The sequence below is a fragment of the Streptomyces scabichelini genome, from assembly GCF_011045015.1.
Taxonomy (GTDB): Bacteria; Actinomycetota; Actinomycetes; order Streptomycetales; family Streptomycetaceae; genus Streptomyces; species Streptomyces scabichelini.
In genome coordinates this window covers 37,952-56,360 of the sequence record NZ_JAAKZY010000020.1, presented here as the reverse complement: position 1 = coordinate 56,360, position 18,409 = coordinate 37,952, and the positions used below count along the sequence as shown (strand labels likewise).

Here is an 18,409-nt window from a genome sequence, read left to right as displayed (position 1 = left end):
TCACCGTCATGCCTTCCGTCTGTGGGGGCCGTTCGGCAGCCGAGGTGAGGCCCGAACGAGACTTTGGATCAATTCGCTTCTTCCTCGTCGCCCGCTGTCAGTGGGCGACAAGGCAGCATCAGGAGCCGGCCCTGTAGTCGGCGTCCATTTCCTCCAAAAGCTTTTCGGGCGTGGACTGCCCGCTGAAGATCTCCTGGAGGCCGCTGAGCATGGTCTGCTGCACCTTGGCGTTGGGCCAGCGCTGGTCCATGAACGGAACCGTGCGGTCCGCCGTGATGAACGTGGAGAGTTCGGTGAGCGACGGGTCGACCTCATGGCCCGTGTCGGGGAGGGAGGGCAGGCCGCCTTGCTTTTTGACGAACAGGTTCATGCCCTCGGGCGACATCACGAAGTTCACGAACTTCAGCGCCAGCTCTTCGTTCTTCGCCTTGGCGTTGATCCCGTAACCGGCGCCCGCCGCGGCCGGGACGATGGTCTCGGACGGGTCGTCGGTGGCAGGGAGGGCCTTGAGCGTGAACGTGCCCTTGGGGTTCTTCTGCTGGAGGAGGGCGATGACCCAGTTGCCCTGGACGATGCCGAGCGTCTTGCCCGTGGCCGCAAGTTGCTGGCTGGTCTCGTAGTTGGTGCCCAGAGGGTTCTTCTGGAAGCAGCCGGTCTTCTCCATCGTCAGGTACTTGTCCAGGGCCGCGGTCCAGGGCGACTGCGCGAACGTGGCCTGTCCCGCCTGCATCTTCTGGTCGAAGTCGCGGTCAGGGCCGTAGACGGTCGTGGCGACCAGCGCGTACAGGACGAGCTGGGTGACCCAGTTGTCCTGGTTGCCCAGCGCGAAGGCGGGAGTGCCCTTGGCCTTTGCGGCCCGGCAGAAGGCGAGCAGCTTCGTCCAGGTGTCCGGCGGGGTGAGGCCGGCCTTGTCCAGGGCCTGCTGGTTGTAGACCGCGCCGATGCCGTTCTGCCCGAAGACGGCGTTGTAGGTCTTCCCCTGATACTGGGCCACGCTCTTGATGGCCTCAGGCAACTTGGCGGCCCAGGGCTGGTCCGAGAGGTCCCGCAGGTACCCCGGTTCGGCCAGGACGTAGGTGGCACCAGGGTTGCCGTTGCCGGGCCAGACCGACATCACGTCAGGTGCGGTACCCGAGGACAGTTGGGTGCGGATCTGCTGCTGGTATTGGTCGGCGCCGCTGGTGGTGTAGCGGACCTTGATGCCCGGGTTGGCCTTCTCGAAGGCCTTGACGACGTCCTCGATCGAGCCCTGGTCGACCGAGGCGAGCGTCAGGGTCTTGGAGCCGCCGTCGCCGGAGCCCGCCTTGGTGCCGCCGCTGCAGGCGGCCAGGGAGGCCAGGAGGGTGGCGGCTGTCGTCGCGGCGATCAGAGCAGTGGTGCGCGTTTTCATGATGTCTCCCTTGAGGAGAAGTCGGCGGAGGTCATCCCTTCAGCCCTCCCGCGAAGCCGCTGATGATGCTGCGCTGCAGCAGGAAGTAGACGATCAGGACAGGCAGGATGCTGATCACCAGTGCGGCGAAGACGAGGTTCCAGTCCGTGACGTACTGGCCGACGAAACCGGCGATCGCGACCGGCATGGTCTGCTGGGCGCTGCCGCTCAGGTACAGCAGCGGGGTGAAGAAGTCGTTCCAGACGGCCACCGCGTTCAGCACCAGGGCTGTGACGGTGACCGGTTTGAGCATGGGCAGCACCACGTACCTGAAGCCCTGCAGTGGGGTGCATCCGTCGATCAGGGCGGCGTCCTCGAAGTCACGGGGCAGCGCGCGCAGGAAGCCGACGTACAGGAAGACGGTGAACGGCACCTGCAGGCCGGAGTAGAAGAGGATCAGCGCCCACGGGGTGCCGAGCAGGCCGAGATCGCGCATGGTCTGGTAGAGCGGCAGCGAGGCGAGCTGGAAGGGCAGCACAAGACCCAGGAGAACGATCAGGTACGTGGCCCGGGACCAGCGGGCCGTGATGCGGGCCAGCGGATACGCCGCGAGGGACGAGACGGCCAGCACGATGACGACGCTGCACACCGTCACCAGCACACTGTTCGTCAACGCCCCGCCGAGCGCGCCCTGTTGCCAGGCCTGGCTGAAGTTGTCGAAGGTCGGCGAAGCGGTCGGGCTGATGGGCGAGGAGGTGTCCGACGTCGGGCGTACGGCGAGGTTGACCAGGACGTACACCGGGAAGCCGATGAACAGGGCACCGGCGATCATCGCCAGTTCGAGGGCGAGGGTACGAGGGCGGTAGCGGTTCACGAGGCGGCCCTCTCGTTGCGGGCCAGCATGAGGTACTGCCCGGTGGAGGCGACCGCCACGATGATCGTCAGGATCACCGCGAGGGCGATGCTGTAGCCGAACTCGCCCAGCGTGAAGGCGTCTTTGTAGATCAGGGTCGAGATGGTGTCGGTTGCGTGACCCGGCCCGCCGCCCGTCAACGCGTAGACCTGATCGAAGAGTTTGAGCCCGCCGATGACCGACAGCATCAGGTTGATGGTGAACGCCGGGGCCAGCAGCGGCCGGGTCACCGACCAGAAGCGCCGTACGGGACCGGCTCCGTCGATCGCCGCGGCCTCGTGGATCTCCCTGGGCACGGACTGGAGTCCGGCCAGGAAGATGACCATGGAATAGCCCGCGAACTGCCACACGATCACCCCCACCACCGCCCAGAGCGCGAGATCGGGATTTCCCAGCCAGTCCTGCTCCCAGCCGTCCAGTCCGACCGTGCCCAGCAGACTGTTGACCGCTCCGTCCGAACCGAGCAGGTTCCGCCACAGGTAGGCCGTCACGATCGGGGTGATCACGGCCGGCGCGAAGAGGAACACCCGGAGCACGTTGCGGGACTTGATGGCCGTGTTGACGCCGAGGGCCAGGAGCAGACCGACCGCGTTCTGTACGACCGTGATGGCCACGGCGATCAACAGGGTGTGCCAGACGGCCTGCACCGCGTCGGCGTCGCGGAACATGTCGGCGAAGTTGTCCAGTCCCACGAAGGAGTAGCGGGGATCCAGGCCGTCCCAGTCGGTGAACGCGTAGTACACACCGCGCCCGCTCGGCACCAGGACGACGAACGCGAACAGCAGCAGGGCCGGCGCCATGAACCACCACGGCGGGGTGGTGCGCGCCCGGCGGGCACGGGCGTGTCGGATCGGACCGGAAGGACGGTCGTGGTCCGGACGGTCGTGGTCCGGACGGTCGTGGTCCGGACGGTCGTGGTCCGGAAGTTGGTCGTTCGAGGTGAGGGTCACAGGCGGACCTGCTTCCTTGAAACGATTCAATCGATCGCCGGTCAGCGGCCGAGCCGACGAGATGCGGTGAGGCATCTGCCGACTTCCGCGTCTTGGGGATGTGTCCCGGTGTCTGGGGAGAGCAATCGGAGCGGGGCCGTGGGTAACGTTTCCCAAAGCGTGCTGCCAGACCTTATGGAGCCTCCCGCGTGACGTCAAGATGCCGCGCACGCTGCGCGAACGTTACGGCGACCGAGCCGGTCGGAGCCGGTGTCGGCACTCCCTGACCTGCCGGTTTACGCGTACACTCGTCGACAACGTTTCCCACGGCGTTGAAGGAGGACGGATGGAGCCGCCGGCCTCGCCTCGCCGCGTCACCATCGTCGATGTCGCCCAGCACGCCCGCGTGTCCACCACGGCCGTGTCCAAGGTCCTGCGCAACGCCTACGGAGCCAGCCCGGAGATGCGGGCGAAGGTGCGCCGTGCCATCGACGAACTGGGCTATCGACCGTATGCGGCCGCCAGAGGACTGCGCGGTCAGACGTACACCATCGGCGTGATGCTGCCCGACATCCGCAACCCCTTCTTCCCCGAGATCCTCGACGGCATCACGGATCGCCTCCAGGACACCGACTACCAGGTGCTGCTGGGGCCGGGCTGCAACGGGGAGAAGGAGGAAGCCCGCGTCACCGAGGCGATGATCGACCGCGGCATGGACGGCCTCGTCCTCGTCGCGCCCGTCTCACCTCGCTCCCACCTCGAGCACATCGCCTCCGTCGTGCCGACCGTCGTCGTCGGCCGCCATGGGCATTCGCCGGTCTACGACACCGTGACGGACGACGACGTGGCCGGTGCGGCCTTGCTCGTCGGTCACCTCGCCGGGCTCGGGCACCGTCGGATCGCCCACATCGAACACCACGAGACCGACCCGACGCGCATCGCTGAGATGCCGAACGCGTTGCGTGCGGAGGGGTATCGGCAGGCGATGCGGGGCCTCGGGCTGGCGCAGGAGATCGACGTCGTTTCGACCAGCTACACCCAGCAGGGCGGATATGAGGGCGCCAAGGAGTTGCTCGGGCGTCCCAGCCGGCCCACGGCCGTATTCGCCGGCGCCGACATCGTCGCCATGGGCGTGCTGGAGGCGGTCGCCGAGGCCGGGCTGTCCGTGCCCGGGGACATGTCGGTGGCCGGATACGACAACACGGCGTTCGCCGCGCTGGGACCTATCTCCCTGACGAGTGTCGACCAGGCGGGCCACGAGATCGGCGACAACGCCGTCCGCCTCCTCCTGGAACGCATCACCGAGCGCCGCAAGCCGTCGGTCCAGGTCAAGCTGTCCCCCACACTGGTGCCGCGCCGGACGACCGCTCCCCCGCCGGGGCAGAGCGACAACGCCGAGTCCGGGCGGGGCGTTCAGCCACTCGATTGAACGCGGCTTCCGCCACCGGCAGGCCTGAGACCATGGCCCCGTTCGGACGACGTGAACACCCGATCAGCCGCACCGGAATGACCATGATCAATAACACGGCGGGCCAGTCGCCGACAAACACGTCTCACGTCGCCTGACGCTGCGTTCGCTGCGTTCGCTGCGGGACTCTGAACTGACCGGTACGGTCCCCTCAACGCAGGTCGAGCCGCATCAGCACCCGGGGATGACCGGCCAGTACCGAGGCGGTGTCGGCAGCGTGGACGAACCCGGCGCGCTCGAAGTTCTTCCGGATCCCGGCGTACGCCATCGTCAGATCGACCTTGGCGTCACCGTTGTCGAGGGGGTACGCCTCGACCGCCGGGGCACCGTGGGCACGCGCGAACTCGACCGCGCCGGCGATGAGGGCGTGCGAGATCCCCCGCTTCCGGTGACCGGGGCGTACGCGGATGCACCACAGCGACCAGACCGGCAGGTCGTCGACGTGCGGGATCTTCCGGTTGCGCGCGAAGGAGGTGTCCGAGCGGGGTGCCACGGCCGCCCAGCCGACCGGCTCGTCGCCGTCATAGGCGAGCACCCCCGGAGGCGGGCCGGTACGGCACAGCTCGGCGACGTATTCACCGCGGGCCGGCCCACGAAGCTCGTTGTTGAGCCTGGACGGGATCCGGTAACTCAGACACCAGCACACGTTCGCCCCGGGCGTCTTCGGGCCGAGCAGCGCACGGACATCCTCGAAGACCGAAGCAGGGCGAACCTCGATGGCCATGACACCACGATGTCACGGCGCACGCGGCGACGCCGCACAATCCTCGGTGGCACAACACTCGCATCCGCCAGGGTTCGCCGACACGCGCCCAGGCTGTGGTGACATGGGCCGTCGTCGTGGCGTCCCGCTCCGGTCGTGGCGTCCCCTTCCAGTCGTTCCGGTCGTGGCGTCCCGTCAGGGCGATGGCGTTCCGATCGCCTCGAACGGGAGCAGGACGGTGGTTCCCGCGTCCGTGATCCGACGATGTCGACCTGGACCGGACCACGGGCATGGAAAGCACCGCCTTCGGCACCTGCTGCAGCCGGGCCAGGTCCGCATTGCCCCACTCATCGGCTGGGCCGCGTCTGGGTCCACGTTGGCCCTCTCCACCATCAAGGCCCCGGTCGTGACCGGTGAACTCTCAGCCGGCCGGTGTCCTCGCTGCACAGGCCGGCCAACGGCGACCGCTGTCGGCCTCTTCCTCGCCTGAGGCGGCCAGGGCCCGTTCGTATGCGGGCCCTCCGTCGTTGACAGGTGCGAACAGCGGAGGCAGCGGCCTGGCCTGCGTACTCCGTCGTGCAGGTCTCATTCGATACGGCGGGCCTTGCCGTCGCTCCGACCACGGGCGAGCGGTCCTACGGCCGGCGTCGGTCACGCCGGCCAACGGCGTCGGCACTGCGACGGCCGTCTGGAGCAGGCGGTTGCCTGGAGGGACCCGACCCGGCGATTCAGTGTGCAAGCCACCACCGATGCGCTGCCCAGGAAAGTGCGTAACCGAAGCCGTTGACAGCCCAGTGCAGTGCCGCGGGAGCCAGCAGACTGTCCGAGCGCCGCCGCAGTTCGCACAGCACCACCCCGGCCACGACCATGGCCGCCACCGCCCCCACAACCGTCAGCGTCACACCTGCCGCCCCGCCTCCGAAGACGTCCGCGACGGCGTTATTCGCGCGGTTCAGCCCCCGGGAGGGCAGCACATGCCACAGCCCGAACAGCAGCGACGACACCGCGGTGGCCCACGCGGTGCCGTACCTGCGCCGGATCATCGCCCACACCACCCCGCGAAAGGCGGTCTCCTCCAGCAGTACGGTGCCCAACGGCACCCGCACCAGCACCCGCCACAGCAGCTCTTCCACCGACAGACCAGCCGCCCGTGCGTCCCGGAACGCGTCCCTGCCGGCCGGAACCGCCAGGACGAGCAGCAAGACAACGAGGACGACACCCACCAGCACCGGAGCCCACCGCATACCCCGGCGCACTCCTGCAGCATCCAGCCCCAGATCCGCCCGGGTGAGGCCATCCCAGCGTGCGATCAGCAACAGCACGGCCGTCGTCGCCACACAGACGAGCACATACGCATATGGGCCCCGCACGAGCCAGTTGTTGAGCAGGTTCGCGGCGACCAGAACCACACCGACAGAGGCAATCCGCACCGTTCCAGGATCGCCGAGCAAGCGCCGTCGTCGAACCCGACCCGCCACTCACTGCCCACCGGGGCCCGCCGACCTGACGGTCTGCGGGCCTCAAGCATGTTCAAGGATTCTTTGCGAGTTCCAGTCGGTGCTGGTCCCGGTGCACGATGGGCAGGCCCGTCCGGGCTTCAGCGCGACCGGGGCTGGAGCCCGTCCGAACAGCCATTCCGCCTCTGAACAGCCTTCTTTGCGCTACCTTTGCTGTTCGGGAACCCAGAAGTCTCGGGGGCCGTTCACATGGCGGGCCGCGAAGAAGCGTGACCGATGACCAAGACCGAACAGGCAACAGCAGAAGCCGAGGTGGCAGTAGTGGCGATGTGGGACCGGCTCAAGGATCAGGCCAAGAACCTCCAGCAGTCCCAGAGTTCCAGGGGAGGGGGCGGGCAAGGGCACAGCCCCTTTGGGCAGGGACAGCGCGGTGGCCACGGGTCAGGTTCGTCCTCCGGCGGTTCCAAGGCCCAGTTGGTCGGGCTGCTCAAGTCCCAGCTTGCGTCGGTCAAGACCGAGCTCAAGAGCGGCGCCTACCGGGACGCCAGCATGGCGATGTGCGCGCTGGTGGCCGCGGCCGACGGATATGTGGAGCCGGCGGAGCGGCAGCGCGTGGAGGAGCTGATCGTCTCCAACGAGGTTCTGCAGAACTTCCCGGCAGACCAGCTTCGCCAGCGCTTCAACCAGCGCGTGGACCGGCTCGTCGCCAACTTTGAACTGGGCAAGGCCGAAGCACTGCAGGAGATCGCCAAGGCGGCCAAGAAACCGGCGGAAGCTCGCGCAGTCGTCCAGACCGGCATCGTTATCGCCGGTGCCGACGGACACTTCGAGCCGGCCGAGCAGGCCGTTATCCGCGAGGCCTGTGCCGCTCTTGGCGTTTCGCCCGCGGAGTTCGGCATCTGAGAGATGCCTCCGCCGCCAACTCCGCTAATGGCTCCGCCACCCGCGGAGTTGGCGGCCACGGTGATCGCGTCGGGTCGGCATGGCGTGACTCCTGCGCCAACTCACCAACCTCGTCGTCTCAGGCGTCGATCGATCACGCGGAAGGGTAGAGCTGTTCGCGCACCCATCCAGGATCGGGGTTGGTGTGCGGCCGGCCCGCCACGACGACGGTCGGCACCGTCTCATTACCATCGTTGGCGGCCCTCACCGCTGCCGCTCCAGCCGGGTCATGCCAGATGTTGACCCAATGCAACTGGCGGGCGCTACGGCCCAACCGGATGCGCAGTCGCAGGCAGTACTTGCTCCGCCGCCAACTCCGGCCTTCGCCGACGACGGCGACACGCCCACCGGCAGCGTTGCACATCGTCGACCTGCCAGATCCGGTCGCCGCCCGCGACTTCGCCTTCGCCTTCGCCTTCGACGAGCCCAACTACCAGGCCGGCGTGTACCGGGACGTGCTGCTGCTGCGGTGGCGCAACACGTTGGGGCGCACGATGTGGGACTTCCCCGGTGGCCGAACTGGCGGCAATCGGTACCTGCTTCTCGGCCTCAGTACGGGACAGGCCGCCGCCGACCTCGCTGTGCCGCACGACCCGGACGAGCTGATCGCGTACGGGCCACTGCTGTCCGACAACGGCACCGCCTGGCTGGGTACGGCGGCTCTGGTCCGAGCGCCGGACCCGGACACGGCACGGGCCGTCCTGACCCCGGACCGGTACGCGGACATCGAGATCCACAATTGGCAGTTCGGCGGACGGCCGTCTTGACCGACCACGAACCAAGGAGGCACCGAGCCGAGCCGAGGGCCACTTGACGGTCGACGCGGCGGCCTGCGGCCCGCCGAACGCATGTCCTCAGTGACAGCATCCGTGTCATGTGACTTGCTGGGAGGCGATCTCCGTGTTCGACCTGCGCCGCCTTCCAGACTCGATGGGGCGTTGGCGTGGGTCACCGCGCCTGTTCTGCCGTCTCCGGGGTCGGCGTCGCGGCTCGCGTCGACCACACCCTTCGCAGCTTGTGGGCAGCGATCGCAGACAGAACGACGATCAAGGTCAGTGACAGGAAGACGTCGGAATAGGCAGGCGCATCGTTGGCGTAGAGGGGGTTGACCGCGTCGCTTCCGTTGGCCTCCCGCGCGGTGAGCAGGGCTCCGAGCAGAGCGGGTCCCGTGCCGGCGCCCAGGAACTGGGCTCCCTGGAAGAGCCCTACTCCGACGCCGACATGCTGGGGCGGCAGGATGCTGCTCACCGCGCCGGTGGTCAGTGTGATGACGAAGGCGAATCCCGCATCGAGGCCGAGGACCGCCAGACCCACCAGCACGGGTGATGCCCCTGCTGCGACGGTGGACAGGAAGAGGGTCGACAGCCCCATCACCGCAAGGCCGGCGACCAGCACGCCGTACGCATGACTGCCTTGCGCTCCGATGCGTCCGGCCCACGGCGCCAAGAGGGCCAGTGCCACGCCCCCGGGGATCATGACCAGGCTCCCCTGGCCGGGGGTGAGGCCGTTCACGTCGATGATGAGGACTGGCACCAGGACCAGCGTGGCGAGGTTGGCCACCATCGCCAGGAAGACCGTCAGGACCGCGGCGACGTAGGCGCGGTTGGCGAAAAGCGACGGCGGCACGAAGGGATGAGCTGCGACACGGTTGCGCCACGCGAAGAGAACCGCGGAGACGAGGCCCGCGAGAATGGTTCCCCACGACGACGGATCGCTGAATCCGGCGCCCTCGGACCGGGTGACGCCGAAGAGCAGCAGCCCGGCGGCGAGTCCCAACAGGACGCCACCCGCGAGGTCGAAGGCAGTGTGATTGCCCGGCGGTTGGTCGGTGATCGCACGGCGTGTCGCCGGGATGAGGACGATCGCTCCGACGGTCATGATCCAGAACAGGGCCGGCCAGCCCAGGAACTGCCCGACGATCCCGCCCACGGCAGGTCCGGCAGCCGTGCCGACGCCTGCGGCAGCGGTGATGAATCCGACGCCGACAGCCGCCTTGTCGCCGGGCAGCAGACGCATCACGGCCACGATCGCGAGCACCGGAACAGCGGCTCCGCCGATGCCCATGACGATCCGCCCGAACACGAGGACAGGCAGACTCGGCGACAGCGCACTGATCAGGCTGCCGGCCGCGAAGACTGTCAGTACGAGGCTGAAGAGCCGGCGGAGGCTGAACCGGTCGGCGATGCGGCCGTAGAAGGGCACCCCGACAGCGAACATCAGCAGGAAAGCGGTCACCACCCATGCCACCTGTGCCGTGGAGGCCGTGAACTGTTCGGAGATTCGAGGAAGGACGAGTGACACCATGTCGGCGGCGGTGATGTTCAACAACATCGCCGGCACGAGCACGACAAGGAGCCGACGCATCGACACGGTTTGCCTCGTTGACACGGTGTGACTCGTTGGCAGCGGGGCTGATGACATGGGGACTCCACTCTGGCGAACTGATACTGACGTAGTTGCAGTTCTGGTCAAAGGAGACGGGCGGAGAGGCACCTCTCCGCCCGTGCGGCTCCGCTCAGCGGCGTGGGTTGGTGACGCGTTCGCGGCCGACGACGCGGTCGAGCATCTCGGCGATGCTCGTCCGACTCAATCGCTCTTCCAATGCGCGCTGTGCCGCCGCGAATTCTTCCTCGAGCAGCGACTGCATGTGCCGGCCGACCATGCAGGTCCGACTCGGCGGATGGGCGTGCACCGGCAGCAGCGCCTCGCCACTCTCGACGGCGACATAGGCGTCGTAGAGGCTGATCGCCTCGGCGGGCCGCGCCAGCCGCCAGCCGCCACCACTGCCCTCGACCGCTGAGACAAGCCCCTTGCCCCGAAGCAGCCCGAGGATGCGACGCACCAGCACGGGATTGCTCTCCAGGCTCTCGGCGACCTTGTTCGAAGACTGCAGTCCGTCACCCTCCCATCGCGCGAGAAAGGTCAATGCGTGGACGGCCACTGCCGTCCTGCTACTGACTCCCATGCCGACTCTCTCCTCCGCGACCCAAAACTGCAACTAGCGTAGTTGCAGTTCGCGGCCGTGGTCAACGCACTCCCGTTGTGGGATGCCGTTGTTGGGCAACCCTGCGCGACGTTCCCTGTCCGGGTTCACGGGTTGTAACGTGCTCCCACGCGAGCTTTGCCCTGCCTACGGAAGTCTGCCCATGTCCGAGCACGTGCACGTCCGCATCAACCGTGGCCTGGCTGTCACCGAAAACGGTGAGCTCGTGGAACACTCCTCCTGCCGATGCGGGGCCACCTGGACCAAGACCTTGGTGCGTGAGGGCGGCCGGGAACGCCGTCAGACCACTGTCACCGGATGCCGCACCACCGCGTCGAACAGATAGCCCTGCGTGTTGGGCACGGCGACGTCGGGCTGAGTGCGGCCAGCCGTGTCGGTGGCGCGAGCCAGCAGGTGGGTGGCGCCGGGTGTGTCGGGCTTCCAGGTGACGGACCAGCGGGTCCAGCTGCCCGCGCGTGGGCCGTCGTGAAGTCGGGCCGGCCGCCAGCTCGTCCCGCCGTCGGTGCTGACGTCGACCCGCGCGACGGCTCCCGCGCCCGACCAGGACCGGCCGTGCAGCACCTGGCCCTCCCCCACCGGGAACGTGGCGCCGCTCGCCAGCTCGAAGGCGCTCTTGATCGTCTGCCGGGTCAGCGGCGCGCTGCCCTCGTCCGGGTAGGCGGGGCCGAACAGCCGGTAGAAGGTGGTGTTCCACGGGGAGAACAGCGGCTGCGCGGACACCTCGATGTCGCCGACCCACTTGATCGACGCGATCCCCACCCATGAGGGCACCAGCACCCGCACCGGATACCCGTGGTCGTACGGCAGCGGCTCACCGTTCATCTCGTACGCGAGCAGGGTGTCGTCCAGCGCCTTGGCCAGCGGCAGCGGGCGGCGCACCCGGCCGAGGCTCTCACCACCGCTGACATAGTCGGCGTCCAGGCCACGCGGCTGGACGTCCACCGCGTACGGAGACAGCCCCGCCCTGCGCAGTACGTCGGCCAGAGGCACTCCGCGCCAGCGGGCGACGCCGACCGCGCCCAGCGTCCACGGGGTGCCGGTGACTGTTTCGCCCTGCTGGGTCGTGTAGTAGCCGCGGCCGTTTCCGGCGCACTCGACGAACGCGGTCCGGGTGACGGCGGGCAGGGCGCGCAGATCGTCGTACCCGAACTCCACCGCCTTGTTCTCGCCGGGCGCGCCCCGCAGCCCGCTGCCCCACAGCCGCAGCCGCCAGTCGCGTGCCTCCAGGACGGGGGTGGCGGTGTGGTTGCGCACGAAGAACAGCTCGTTGGGGGTGTGGTGGCCGGTTCCGCGCAGGGCTTCCCAGCGAGTCTCGGCGTTGGTGCCGCGCTGGATGAACCACTCGTGCGGCAACGGCTTGACGATCGGGGTGTCGGCGGCGCGGGCCGGGCGCGGCGCGGGGAGCGCGGTCGCGGCGGCCGTGGCGGCGAGCAGGGTGAGCAGTCGGCGGCGGCTGACCCCATCCGCTCTGGCCTCCCCGGCAAGCCACTGGCGCAGCCTGCGACGGTCGTAGGCGGTTTCGTCGAGGCGGGTTGCGGAACGGGGTGCGGGACGCGGCGAAGGCACGGCGTTTGCAGGCAAGACGGTCCTCGTCATCTATGGGAAGGGGGAGGCCACGACGTGGGGAGCCCAGACGTGCGGGGAAGAACCGGCGCGAGGCGAAGGACGGGACCGCACCGGCCGGGCTGTCGCAGCCAACAGGGCCAGTGGTTACGGCTGTTGGAGGTCGGACAGAGTAAGCGCGGTATCAGCCGGGGAACCGACACAGTGCGGCGGCCACGCGGACGAGGTCCACGGTGCGGCGGCGTGTCAGAGGCTCCAGCGGCGGCATGGCGCGATGCAAGCACGCGGCGCGGGAGGGTGTCAACGGAGCGGCTGCGCGGGGTGGTTCGGGCCACTCAGCGTATGCCGAGATGCCGGGCAAGCCGGGCGAGGGACTCCTGAGGGCTCTGCCCCGCGGTGTCGATCACCACGTGCTCGCGCGCCCACGGCTCATACGCGCGGGCGAGGACCTGTCGCCAGTCGGGCAAGGGCAGTCCGGGGATGTCGGACGACCGCGATGTCACGCGGTGCCGGTGCTCGGCGGGATCGGAGCAGATCACCTCCACCTCGACGGTCGCGGCTCCGGCCCTCACGCCCACATCACGCCACCCGTCGCGTGTGACGGCCAGCGGATTGACCGACTCCGCGATCACGGTCAGACCCTGCCGGAGATGCTCCTCGGCCAGGGCGTATCCGACGACGTAGCCGACTGGTCCTACGGGGTGCCGTGCCAGACCGGAGCGGACGATCGCCTGCTCGATGGTGTCGATCCGCAGGTGGACCGCGCCGAGTTGTGCGGCCAGGAGCCGCACCAGTGTGGTCTTGCCGGTGCCGGGCAGTCCGCCGATGACGATGAGCATGCGCTCATCCTGTCGGAGTCGCGTGCCCGTCGAGCGGAGGGCTTCGCCTGGGCGGTGTCCGATGACCGGTGCTGCCGGCACCAGTCCGGGCAGGGCCTTCCCGTGCGGGCTCGGCGAGTACCGGACCCCATTCGAACGGTGGATCCGGGATGTCGCGCCGCAGCACCGGAGCGGCCTCGGACTGGAAGAGCGCGAGCGAGTCGCGGTGCTGAGTCTCCGTCAGCCCGCCTGCGTCCGCGTGCAGATGCAGCACCGTGTGTCCGAACTGCTCGTGGTAGCGGTGCACCTTCTCGATGATCTGCTGCGGACTGCCGATCAGCGCCGAGCTGCGCTCGACGAAGTCCTCGACGGTCGTGAAGACCGGTTCCAGGCCCAACCGCTTCTGGAACGCCAGGTTCCCCTCGAACACCGGCCGGTACGCGGCCAGCGCCGCCTGGGACGTACGGGCCGCGTAGATGCCCGCTGTGCCCGCGCCGACGGCGATGTCGGCCGGGTCGTGGCCGTGGTGCTCCCAGCGCTCGCGGTAGTGGCGGATCAACTCGGCGTACGGCTCCATGGGGTTGGTGACGTTCGCCGAGAACAGCGGGTCGCCGTAGCGGGCGGCCAGGTCCACGGACTCTTTGCTGGTCGCGCTGCCGTGCCACACCCGGACCGGCTGTTGCAGCGGCCTCGGCCACACCTCCGCGTCCTTCAGCTCGGGGCGGAAGCGCGTCGCGGCGGTCACCTTGTCCTGGCGCCAGAGCTGCCGGAACACCTCGTAGCTCTCGGCGTTGCGTTCCCACTGGTCCTCGGGCGTGACGCGGAACAGCTCGCGCTGGGCGGCGCCGTTGCCCTTGCCGATGATCAACTCCAGCCGGCCGCCGGAGAGATGGTCCAGCGTCGCGTAGTCCTCGTACGCGCGCACCGGGTCGAGGAGGCTGAGCGTGGTGACGGCTGTGAACAGCCGGATTCGGGAGGTGAGCGCGGCGATGTGACTGAGGACGACGGGCGGCGAGGAGGAGATGAAGGGCCGCTCGTGCCGCTCCCCCACTCCGAAGCCGTCGAAGCCCAGTTCCTCGGCGAGCACGGCGTTGTCGAGCACTTCGCGGAAGCGCTCCCTGGTCGGCTTCTGTACGCCCGTCACCGGGTGCGGGCCGTGCACGATCAGGGTGATGGTCAGGAACCTCACGACACCGCCCGCTCACTCGGTCCATCGCTCCGTACGTCGTCCGGGTGGGCCAGGCCGAGGTGATCGCGCAGGGTGTGGCCGGTGTAGTCCGCGCGGAACAGGCCGCGTGCGCGCAGCGTCGGTACTAGGTCGTGGACCACGGCTGGAAGATCGGCGGGGACCGAGGCCGGGAGGAGATGGAAGCCGTCGGCGCCGCCGGCTCCGTGCCAGTCGGCGAGCAGATCGCCGAGGTCCGCGGCGGCACCGCTGAAGCGCACGGTGTCGGCGGGCGGCAGAGACCCGGCCCCGCCGCCGAGATCGACCGCGACACGTACCAGCACCCGCAGCGCGTCCGGGTCCCGTCCGGCCTCCGCCGTCCGGCTGAGCAGCGCCGCGCGGGCGAGCCGGGCAACGGTCGGCTGCTCGGCGTCGAGCAGGACGACGTCGGCATGGCGCGCGGCCAGCTCCCACTGCCCGTCCGAGTCGTGCACGTCGAGGGCGACGACGATGGGCGGCCGCCCCTGCGGCGGACGGGGCACGATGGACGGGCCGCGGACGGAGAAGTGCGGGCCCTCGAAGCCGATGTCGGGCAGCCGTTCGCAGTCGATGAAACGGCCGGTGGCGGCGTCCCGTATCTCCGCGTCGCCCTCCCCGCTGTCCCACAGCCGGACGGCTACCTCGGCGGCGCTGGCCGCCTCGGCCCATAGCTCGGCCGCGGGCGCGACCCCACGGTGGCCCACGGCGAGGGCCTCGGCCTCGGAGCTGGAGACGTCGATCAGCCAGCCGGCCCGGCCCTCGCTGACGAAGTCGAGGGTGGCCAGGGCGGTGGAGGCGTGAAAGGGCTCGGTGTGAGTGGTGGTCACCGTCGGGATCAGTCCGATCCTGCTGGTCAGGGGCGCGACGCCGGCGAGTACGGCCACCGAGTCGAGCCGGTCGGCGCTGTCGTGGGGCGGTGGCGCGAGGGAGTCGCCGACGGTGACGAAGTCCAGGGCGGCCTGCTCGGCGAGACCGATCAAGTCCGCCCCGTGGGCGGCGGTGAGGGATGTGGCGGGACCGGTGTCGACGGAGTGGTGGCCGGTCCCGTCGAGCGCGACGGAAAGGTGGAGTTCGCGGGGCATGACCTCGAGTCCTGTACGAAGGAGTCGTGCACGAAGGAGGAGGCGCGCCAGGCGTGTTGCCTCCGCGCCCTGGAGGGCTAGCTGTTGGTCTTGGGGAGGCCGGGCGGGTTGATCTCCGACTTGGTCACGGCCTCGTTGGACAGGCCCCAGCGCTTGAGCACCTTGGCGTACGTACCGTTGTCGATGATCTCGTTGATCGCGTCGGCCAGTGGCTCGACCAGACCGTTGTTCTTCTTGGTGGTGGCCGCGATCAGGCCCTGAAGCGTGGCACCGGCGCCGGAGTACGTGCCGACGATCTCGGTCTTCCCGGCGGACGCGACGTGGTAGGCGGCGGTGGGGTTGGGGCCGAGGAAGAGGTCGATGCGGCCCGAGTCGAGGGCGAGATAGGTGTCGGTGGAGGCCTTGTAGTACTTGATGTCCACCGGCTTCAGGCCCGCCTTCTCGGCCTGCTTGCTCCACTCGACCAGGATCTTCTCCTGGTTGGTTCCGGTGTCCACGGCGACGGTCTTTCCCGCCACGTCCTTGTAGTCGCTGACCTCGAGCCCGCTGCCCTTCTTGGCCTCGAAGGCGAGGTCGTCGTTGCGGTAGCTGGCGAAGTCGTACTTCTCCTTGCGTTCCTCGGTGTCGGTGATGTTGCTGAAGCCGACGTCGTACTTGCCGCTGTCCAGGCCGACGAAGATGTTCTCCCAGGAGACCGGGGTGTACTGCGGTTTCAGTCCGAGCACATTGGAGACCAGGTACGCGAGGTCGATCTCCACGCCGATGCGGGTCTTGTTGTCGGTGGCGTAGAAGCCCAGTGGGGCCGAGCTCTCGGCCGAACCGACGATCTTCAGGGTGCCTCTCTCGCGGATCGCCTCGGGTACCTCGGCGGCTATGGAGTCGACCTTGTCCGTGGTGACGCGGTTCTGGTCCGGACTGTTGTTGATCTTCGTGGTGGTGTTGCCGGAGGCCGCGACGTCGGTCGTACCGCCGTCGTCGGGGTTGGCGCAAGCGGCGAGGACGAGTGCTGCGGCGACTCCGAACGAGACGGTGGCGGTGCGGCGGGCGAGGCGGGCGGTGGACACGGTCGTTCTCCTTGCGTTGGACAGGGGGGCGTTGAGCACGGGGTGAGGGGTGGTCAGAGAACCTTGGAGAGGAAGGCGCGGGTGCGTTCGTGTTGCGGGGCGTCCAGGACGGCCGCGGGCGGGCCCTGTTCGACGACGACACCGCCGTCCATGAACACCACGGTGTCGGCGACCTCGCGGGCGAAGCCGATCTCATGGGTGACGACGATCATGGTGGTTCCGGTGCGGGCCAGGTCCTTGATGACGTCGAGGACTTCGCCGACGAGTTCCGGGTCGAGCGCGGAGGTGGGCTCGTCGAAGAGCAGCACCTTGGGTTCGAGGGCGAGTGCGCGGGCGATGGCGACGCGCTGCTGCTGGCCGCCGGAGAGCTGCCTCGGATAGGCATCTGCCTTGTCGACGAGACCGACCCGTTCAAGGAGCCGTTCGGCTGTGGCGACGGCTTCCTTGCGCGGACGGCGCAGCGCGGAGAGCGGGGCCTCGATGAGGTTGTCCAGCACGGTGAGATGCGGGAAGAGGTTGAAGTTCTGGAACACGAACCCGATGTGGGTGCGCTGGCGCAGAACCTCCTTCTCCTTCAGTTCGTGCAGCCTGCGGCCCGAGCGGCGGTAGCCGATCAGCTCGCCGTCGATGCTGATCCAGCCGCGGTTGACCTTCTCGAGGTGGTTGATGGTGCGCAGCAGCGTCGACTTCCCGGAGCCGGACGGTCCGAGGACGACGGTGACCTCGCCGGCCCGGACCTCCAGATCCACGCCGCGCAGCACCTCCAGCGGCCCGAAACTCTTGTGGACGCCGCGGACGTCGACCATTACGTGTACGTCGCTCATGAGTTGTCTCCGTGATCTCCGACGTGTTCGCGATGTTCGCGATTTCCGAGGGCGGTGCGGCCGGCCGGCACGGGCTGATCGCGCTGTGCGGCAGAGGAGCGCACATTCCGTACGAGGCGCCGGGCACGCTGGAGCGGAGTGGGCGGCGGGGTGCGGTCGGCGCCGCGGGCGAAGCGGCGTTCCACGTAGTACTGGGCGATGGACAGCACCGAGGTCAGGAACACGTACCAGGCGGTGGCGACCATCAGCAGCGGGATGACCCGCCCGTTGCGGCCGTAGACCACCTGAACCTGGTAGAAGAGCTCACCGATGGCCATGACGTACACCACTGAGGTGCCCTTGAGCAGGCCGATGATCTCGTTGCCGGCCGTGGGCAGGATGGCGCGCATCGCCTGCGGGAGGACGATCCGCCGGATCTGCCGCAGCCGGGGAATGCCGAGTGCCGCCGCCGCCTCCAGCTGACCGCCGTCGACCGCGATGACTCCGCCGCGCACGATCTCGGCGGCGTACGCGGCCTGATGGAGCGACAGCCCGATCAGCGCCGCCCCGATCGTTCCGATGAGGCTGTTACTGTCCACGGACCAGAAGACCGGGCCGAAGGGGATGCCGACTCCCAGTTCCTTGTACAGGGCGCCGAGGTTGAACCAGAACACCAGCTGGACGATCATCGGGATGGACCGGAAGATCCAGATGTAGGTCCAGGCGACGGTCTGCAGTACGGGGCTCCGCGAGAGCCGCATGAACGCCAGCACCGTACCGAGCAGGAACCCCAACATCGTGGCGTACGCGGTGAGTTGGAGGGTCACCCCGACCGCCTGGACGATGGTCTCGGACAGCACGTACGCCCGGAAGACGTCCCACTCCCATACGGGGTTGGTGGCCAGTCCGTGCGCGAACTGGGCGGTCAGCACCAGCACGGCGACGGCGGCGGCCCAGCGGAGGCGGTGGCGGGCGGGTACGACCCTGAGCGAGGCCAGGTCGTCCGGGGCGGGCGGGGCTTCGGAGCCGCCGCCCGGGACGGCCGCGCCGGGCGGTGCGGAAGCGGTCGTGAGTCGCATCGTGGAGTTCC

Annotated in this window: 18 protein-coding genes; 3 read left to right on the top strand and 15 right to left on the bottom strand. The window is 68.7% G+C overall.

All coding sequences use genetic code 11. From position 1 onward, the window contains the following. Positions 1-118: 118 nt before the first annotated feature. From G5C60_RS09135 to G5C60_RS09125, 3 genes are read right to left on the bottom strand one after another with little or no spacing between them, the layout of a single operon-like run. Complete coding sequence (locus G5C60_RS09135) at positions 119-1,390, bottom strand: ABC transporter substrate-binding protein (protein WP_165256605.1); 1,272 nt, start codon at positions 1,388-1,390, stop codon at positions 119-121. Positions 1,391-1,421: 31 nt separating this feature from the next. Next, positions 1,422-2,243: an ABC transporter permease subunit gene (locus G5C60_RS09130; protein WP_165256603.1), complete on the bottom strand. Its 822-nt coding sequence runs from the start codon at positions 2,241-2,243 to the stop codon at positions 1,422-1,424. After that, entirely contained in the window at positions 2,240-3,232 is a 993-nt protein-coding gene (locus G5C60_RS09125; protein ID WP_338145748.1) for a carbohydrate ABC transporter permease, read from the bottom strand. The genes G5C60_RS09130 and G5C60_RS09125 overlap by 4 nt, the downstream gene beginning before the upstream one ends. A 325-nt stretch (positions 3,233-3,557) precedes the next feature. Between G5C60_RS09125 and G5C60_RS09120 the strand changes: the two genes are divergently transcribed. Next, a complete protein-coding gene (locus tag G5C60_RS09120) occupies positions 3,558-4,640 on the top strand; it encodes a LacI family DNA-binding transcriptional regulator (RefSeq protein ID WP_165256601.1) in 1,083 nt (360 codons plus the stop codon). 190 nt (positions 4,641-4,830) lie between these two features. On the opposite strand, the gene G5C60_RS09115 is transcribed toward G5C60_RS09120, so the two are convergent. Both G5C60_RS09115 and G5C60_RS09110 read right to left on the bottom strand, forming a co-directional pair. Beyond that, entirely contained in the window at positions 4,831-5,403 is a 573-nt protein-coding gene (locus G5C60_RS09115) for a GNAT family N-acetyltransferase (RefSeq protein ID WP_165256599.1), read from the bottom strand. A gap of 707 nt (positions 5,404-6,110) precedes the next feature. Beyond that, entirely contained in the window at positions 6,111-6,812 is a 702-nt protein-coding gene (locus tag G5C60_RS09110; protein ID WP_165256597.1) for a CPBP family glutamic-type intramembrane protease, read from the bottom strand. A 348-nt stretch (positions 6,813-7,160) separates the two neighbouring features. Here G5C60_RS09110 and G5C60_RS09105 point away from each other — a divergent pair, with 348 nt between their 5' ends. After that, positions 7,161-7,742 carry a TerB family tellurite resistance protein gene (locus G5C60_RS09105; RefSeq protein ID WP_165256653.1) on the top strand — a complete coding sequence of 194 codons (582 nt, stop codon included), beginning with the start codon at positions 7,161-7,163 and terminating at the stop codon, positions 7,740-7,742. Positions 7,743-7,875: 133 nt separating this feature from the next. On the opposite strand, the gene G5C60_RS54005 is transcribed toward G5C60_RS09105, so the two are convergent. Further along, positions 7,876-8,211, bottom strand: a complete 336-nt coding sequence (locus tag G5C60_RS54005; protein ID WP_420907353.1) for a thioredoxin domain-containing protein — start codon at positions 8,209-8,211, stop codon at positions 7,876-7,878. 13 nt (positions 8,212-8,224) lie between these two features. Here G5C60_RS54005 and G5C60_RS09100 point away from each other — a divergent pair, with 13 nt between their 5' ends. Next, on the top strand, positions 8,225-8,548 hold the full coding sequence (locus tag G5C60_RS09100) for a hypothetical protein (RefSeq protein WP_420907352.1): 324 nt from the start codon (positions 8,225-8,227) through the stop codon (positions 8,546-8,548). Between the two features lie 181 nt (positions 8,549-8,729). Here the strand turns inward: G5C60_RS09100 and G5C60_RS09095 are convergent, their stop codons facing one another. The 9 genes from G5C60_RS09095 to G5C60_RS09055 all read right to left on the bottom strand — a co-directional run bounded on the left by G5C60_RS09095 (position 8,730) and on the right by G5C60_RS09055 (position 18,398). Beyond that, on the bottom strand, positions 8,730-10,169 hold the full coding sequence (locus G5C60_RS09095; protein ID WP_206439269.1) for an MFS transporter: 1,440 nt from the start codon (positions 10,167-10,169) through the stop codon (positions 8,730-8,732). A 127-nt stretch (positions 10,170-10,296) separates the two neighbouring features. After that, complete coding sequence (locus tag G5C60_RS09090; protein ID WP_165256595.1) at positions 10,297-10,746, bottom strand: Rrf2 family transcriptional regulator; 450 nt, start codon at positions 10,744-10,746, stop codon at positions 10,297-10,299. Between the two features lie 318 nt (positions 10,747-11,064). Next, a complete protein-coding gene (locus tag G5C60_RS09085) occupies positions 11,065-12,381 on the bottom strand; it encodes a sulfite oxidase (protein WP_206439268.1) in 1,317 nt (438 codons plus the stop codon). Positions 12,382-12,683: 302 nt separating this feature from the next. Further along, on the bottom strand, positions 12,684-13,187 hold the full coding sequence (locus G5C60_RS09080) for a P-loop nucleotide/nucleoside kinase family protein (RefSeq protein WP_165256593.1): 504 nt from the start codon (positions 13,185-13,187) through the stop codon (positions 12,684-12,686). A 4-nt stretch (positions 13,188-13,191) separates the two neighbouring features. Then, entirely contained in the window at positions 13,192-14,355 is a 1,164-nt protein-coding gene (locus G5C60_RS09075) for an LLM class flavin-dependent oxidoreductase (RefSeq protein WP_165256591.1), read from the bottom strand. Next, positions 14,352-15,452, bottom strand: a complete 1,101-nt coding sequence (locus tag G5C60_RS09070) for an LLM class flavin-dependent oxidoreductase (protein WP_165256589.1) — start codon at positions 15,450-15,452, stop codon at positions 14,352-14,354. Before G5C60_RS09070 ends, G5C60_RS09075 begins: the two co-directional genes overlap by 4 nt. A 77-nt stretch (positions 15,453-15,529) precedes the next feature. Beyond that, complete coding sequence (locus G5C60_RS09065) at positions 15,530-16,516, bottom strand: transporter substrate-binding domain-containing protein (RefSeq protein ID WP_165256587.1); 987 nt, start codon at positions 16,514-16,516, stop codon at positions 15,530-15,532. Between the two features lie 53 nt (positions 16,517-16,569). Next, a complete protein-coding gene (locus tag G5C60_RS09060; protein WP_277611144.1) occupies positions 16,570-17,340 on the bottom strand; it encodes an amino acid ABC transporter ATP-binding protein in 771 nt (256 codons plus the stop codon). After that, positions 17,337-18,398: an amino acid ABC transporter permease gene (locus G5C60_RS09055; RefSeq protein WP_241266616.1), complete on the bottom strand. Its 1,062-nt coding sequence runs from the start codon at positions 18,396-18,398 to the stop codon at positions 17,337-17,339. The genes G5C60_RS09060 and G5C60_RS09055 overlap by 4 nt, the downstream gene beginning before the upstream one ends. Between the last annotated feature and the right edge of the window lie 11 nt (positions 18,399-18,409).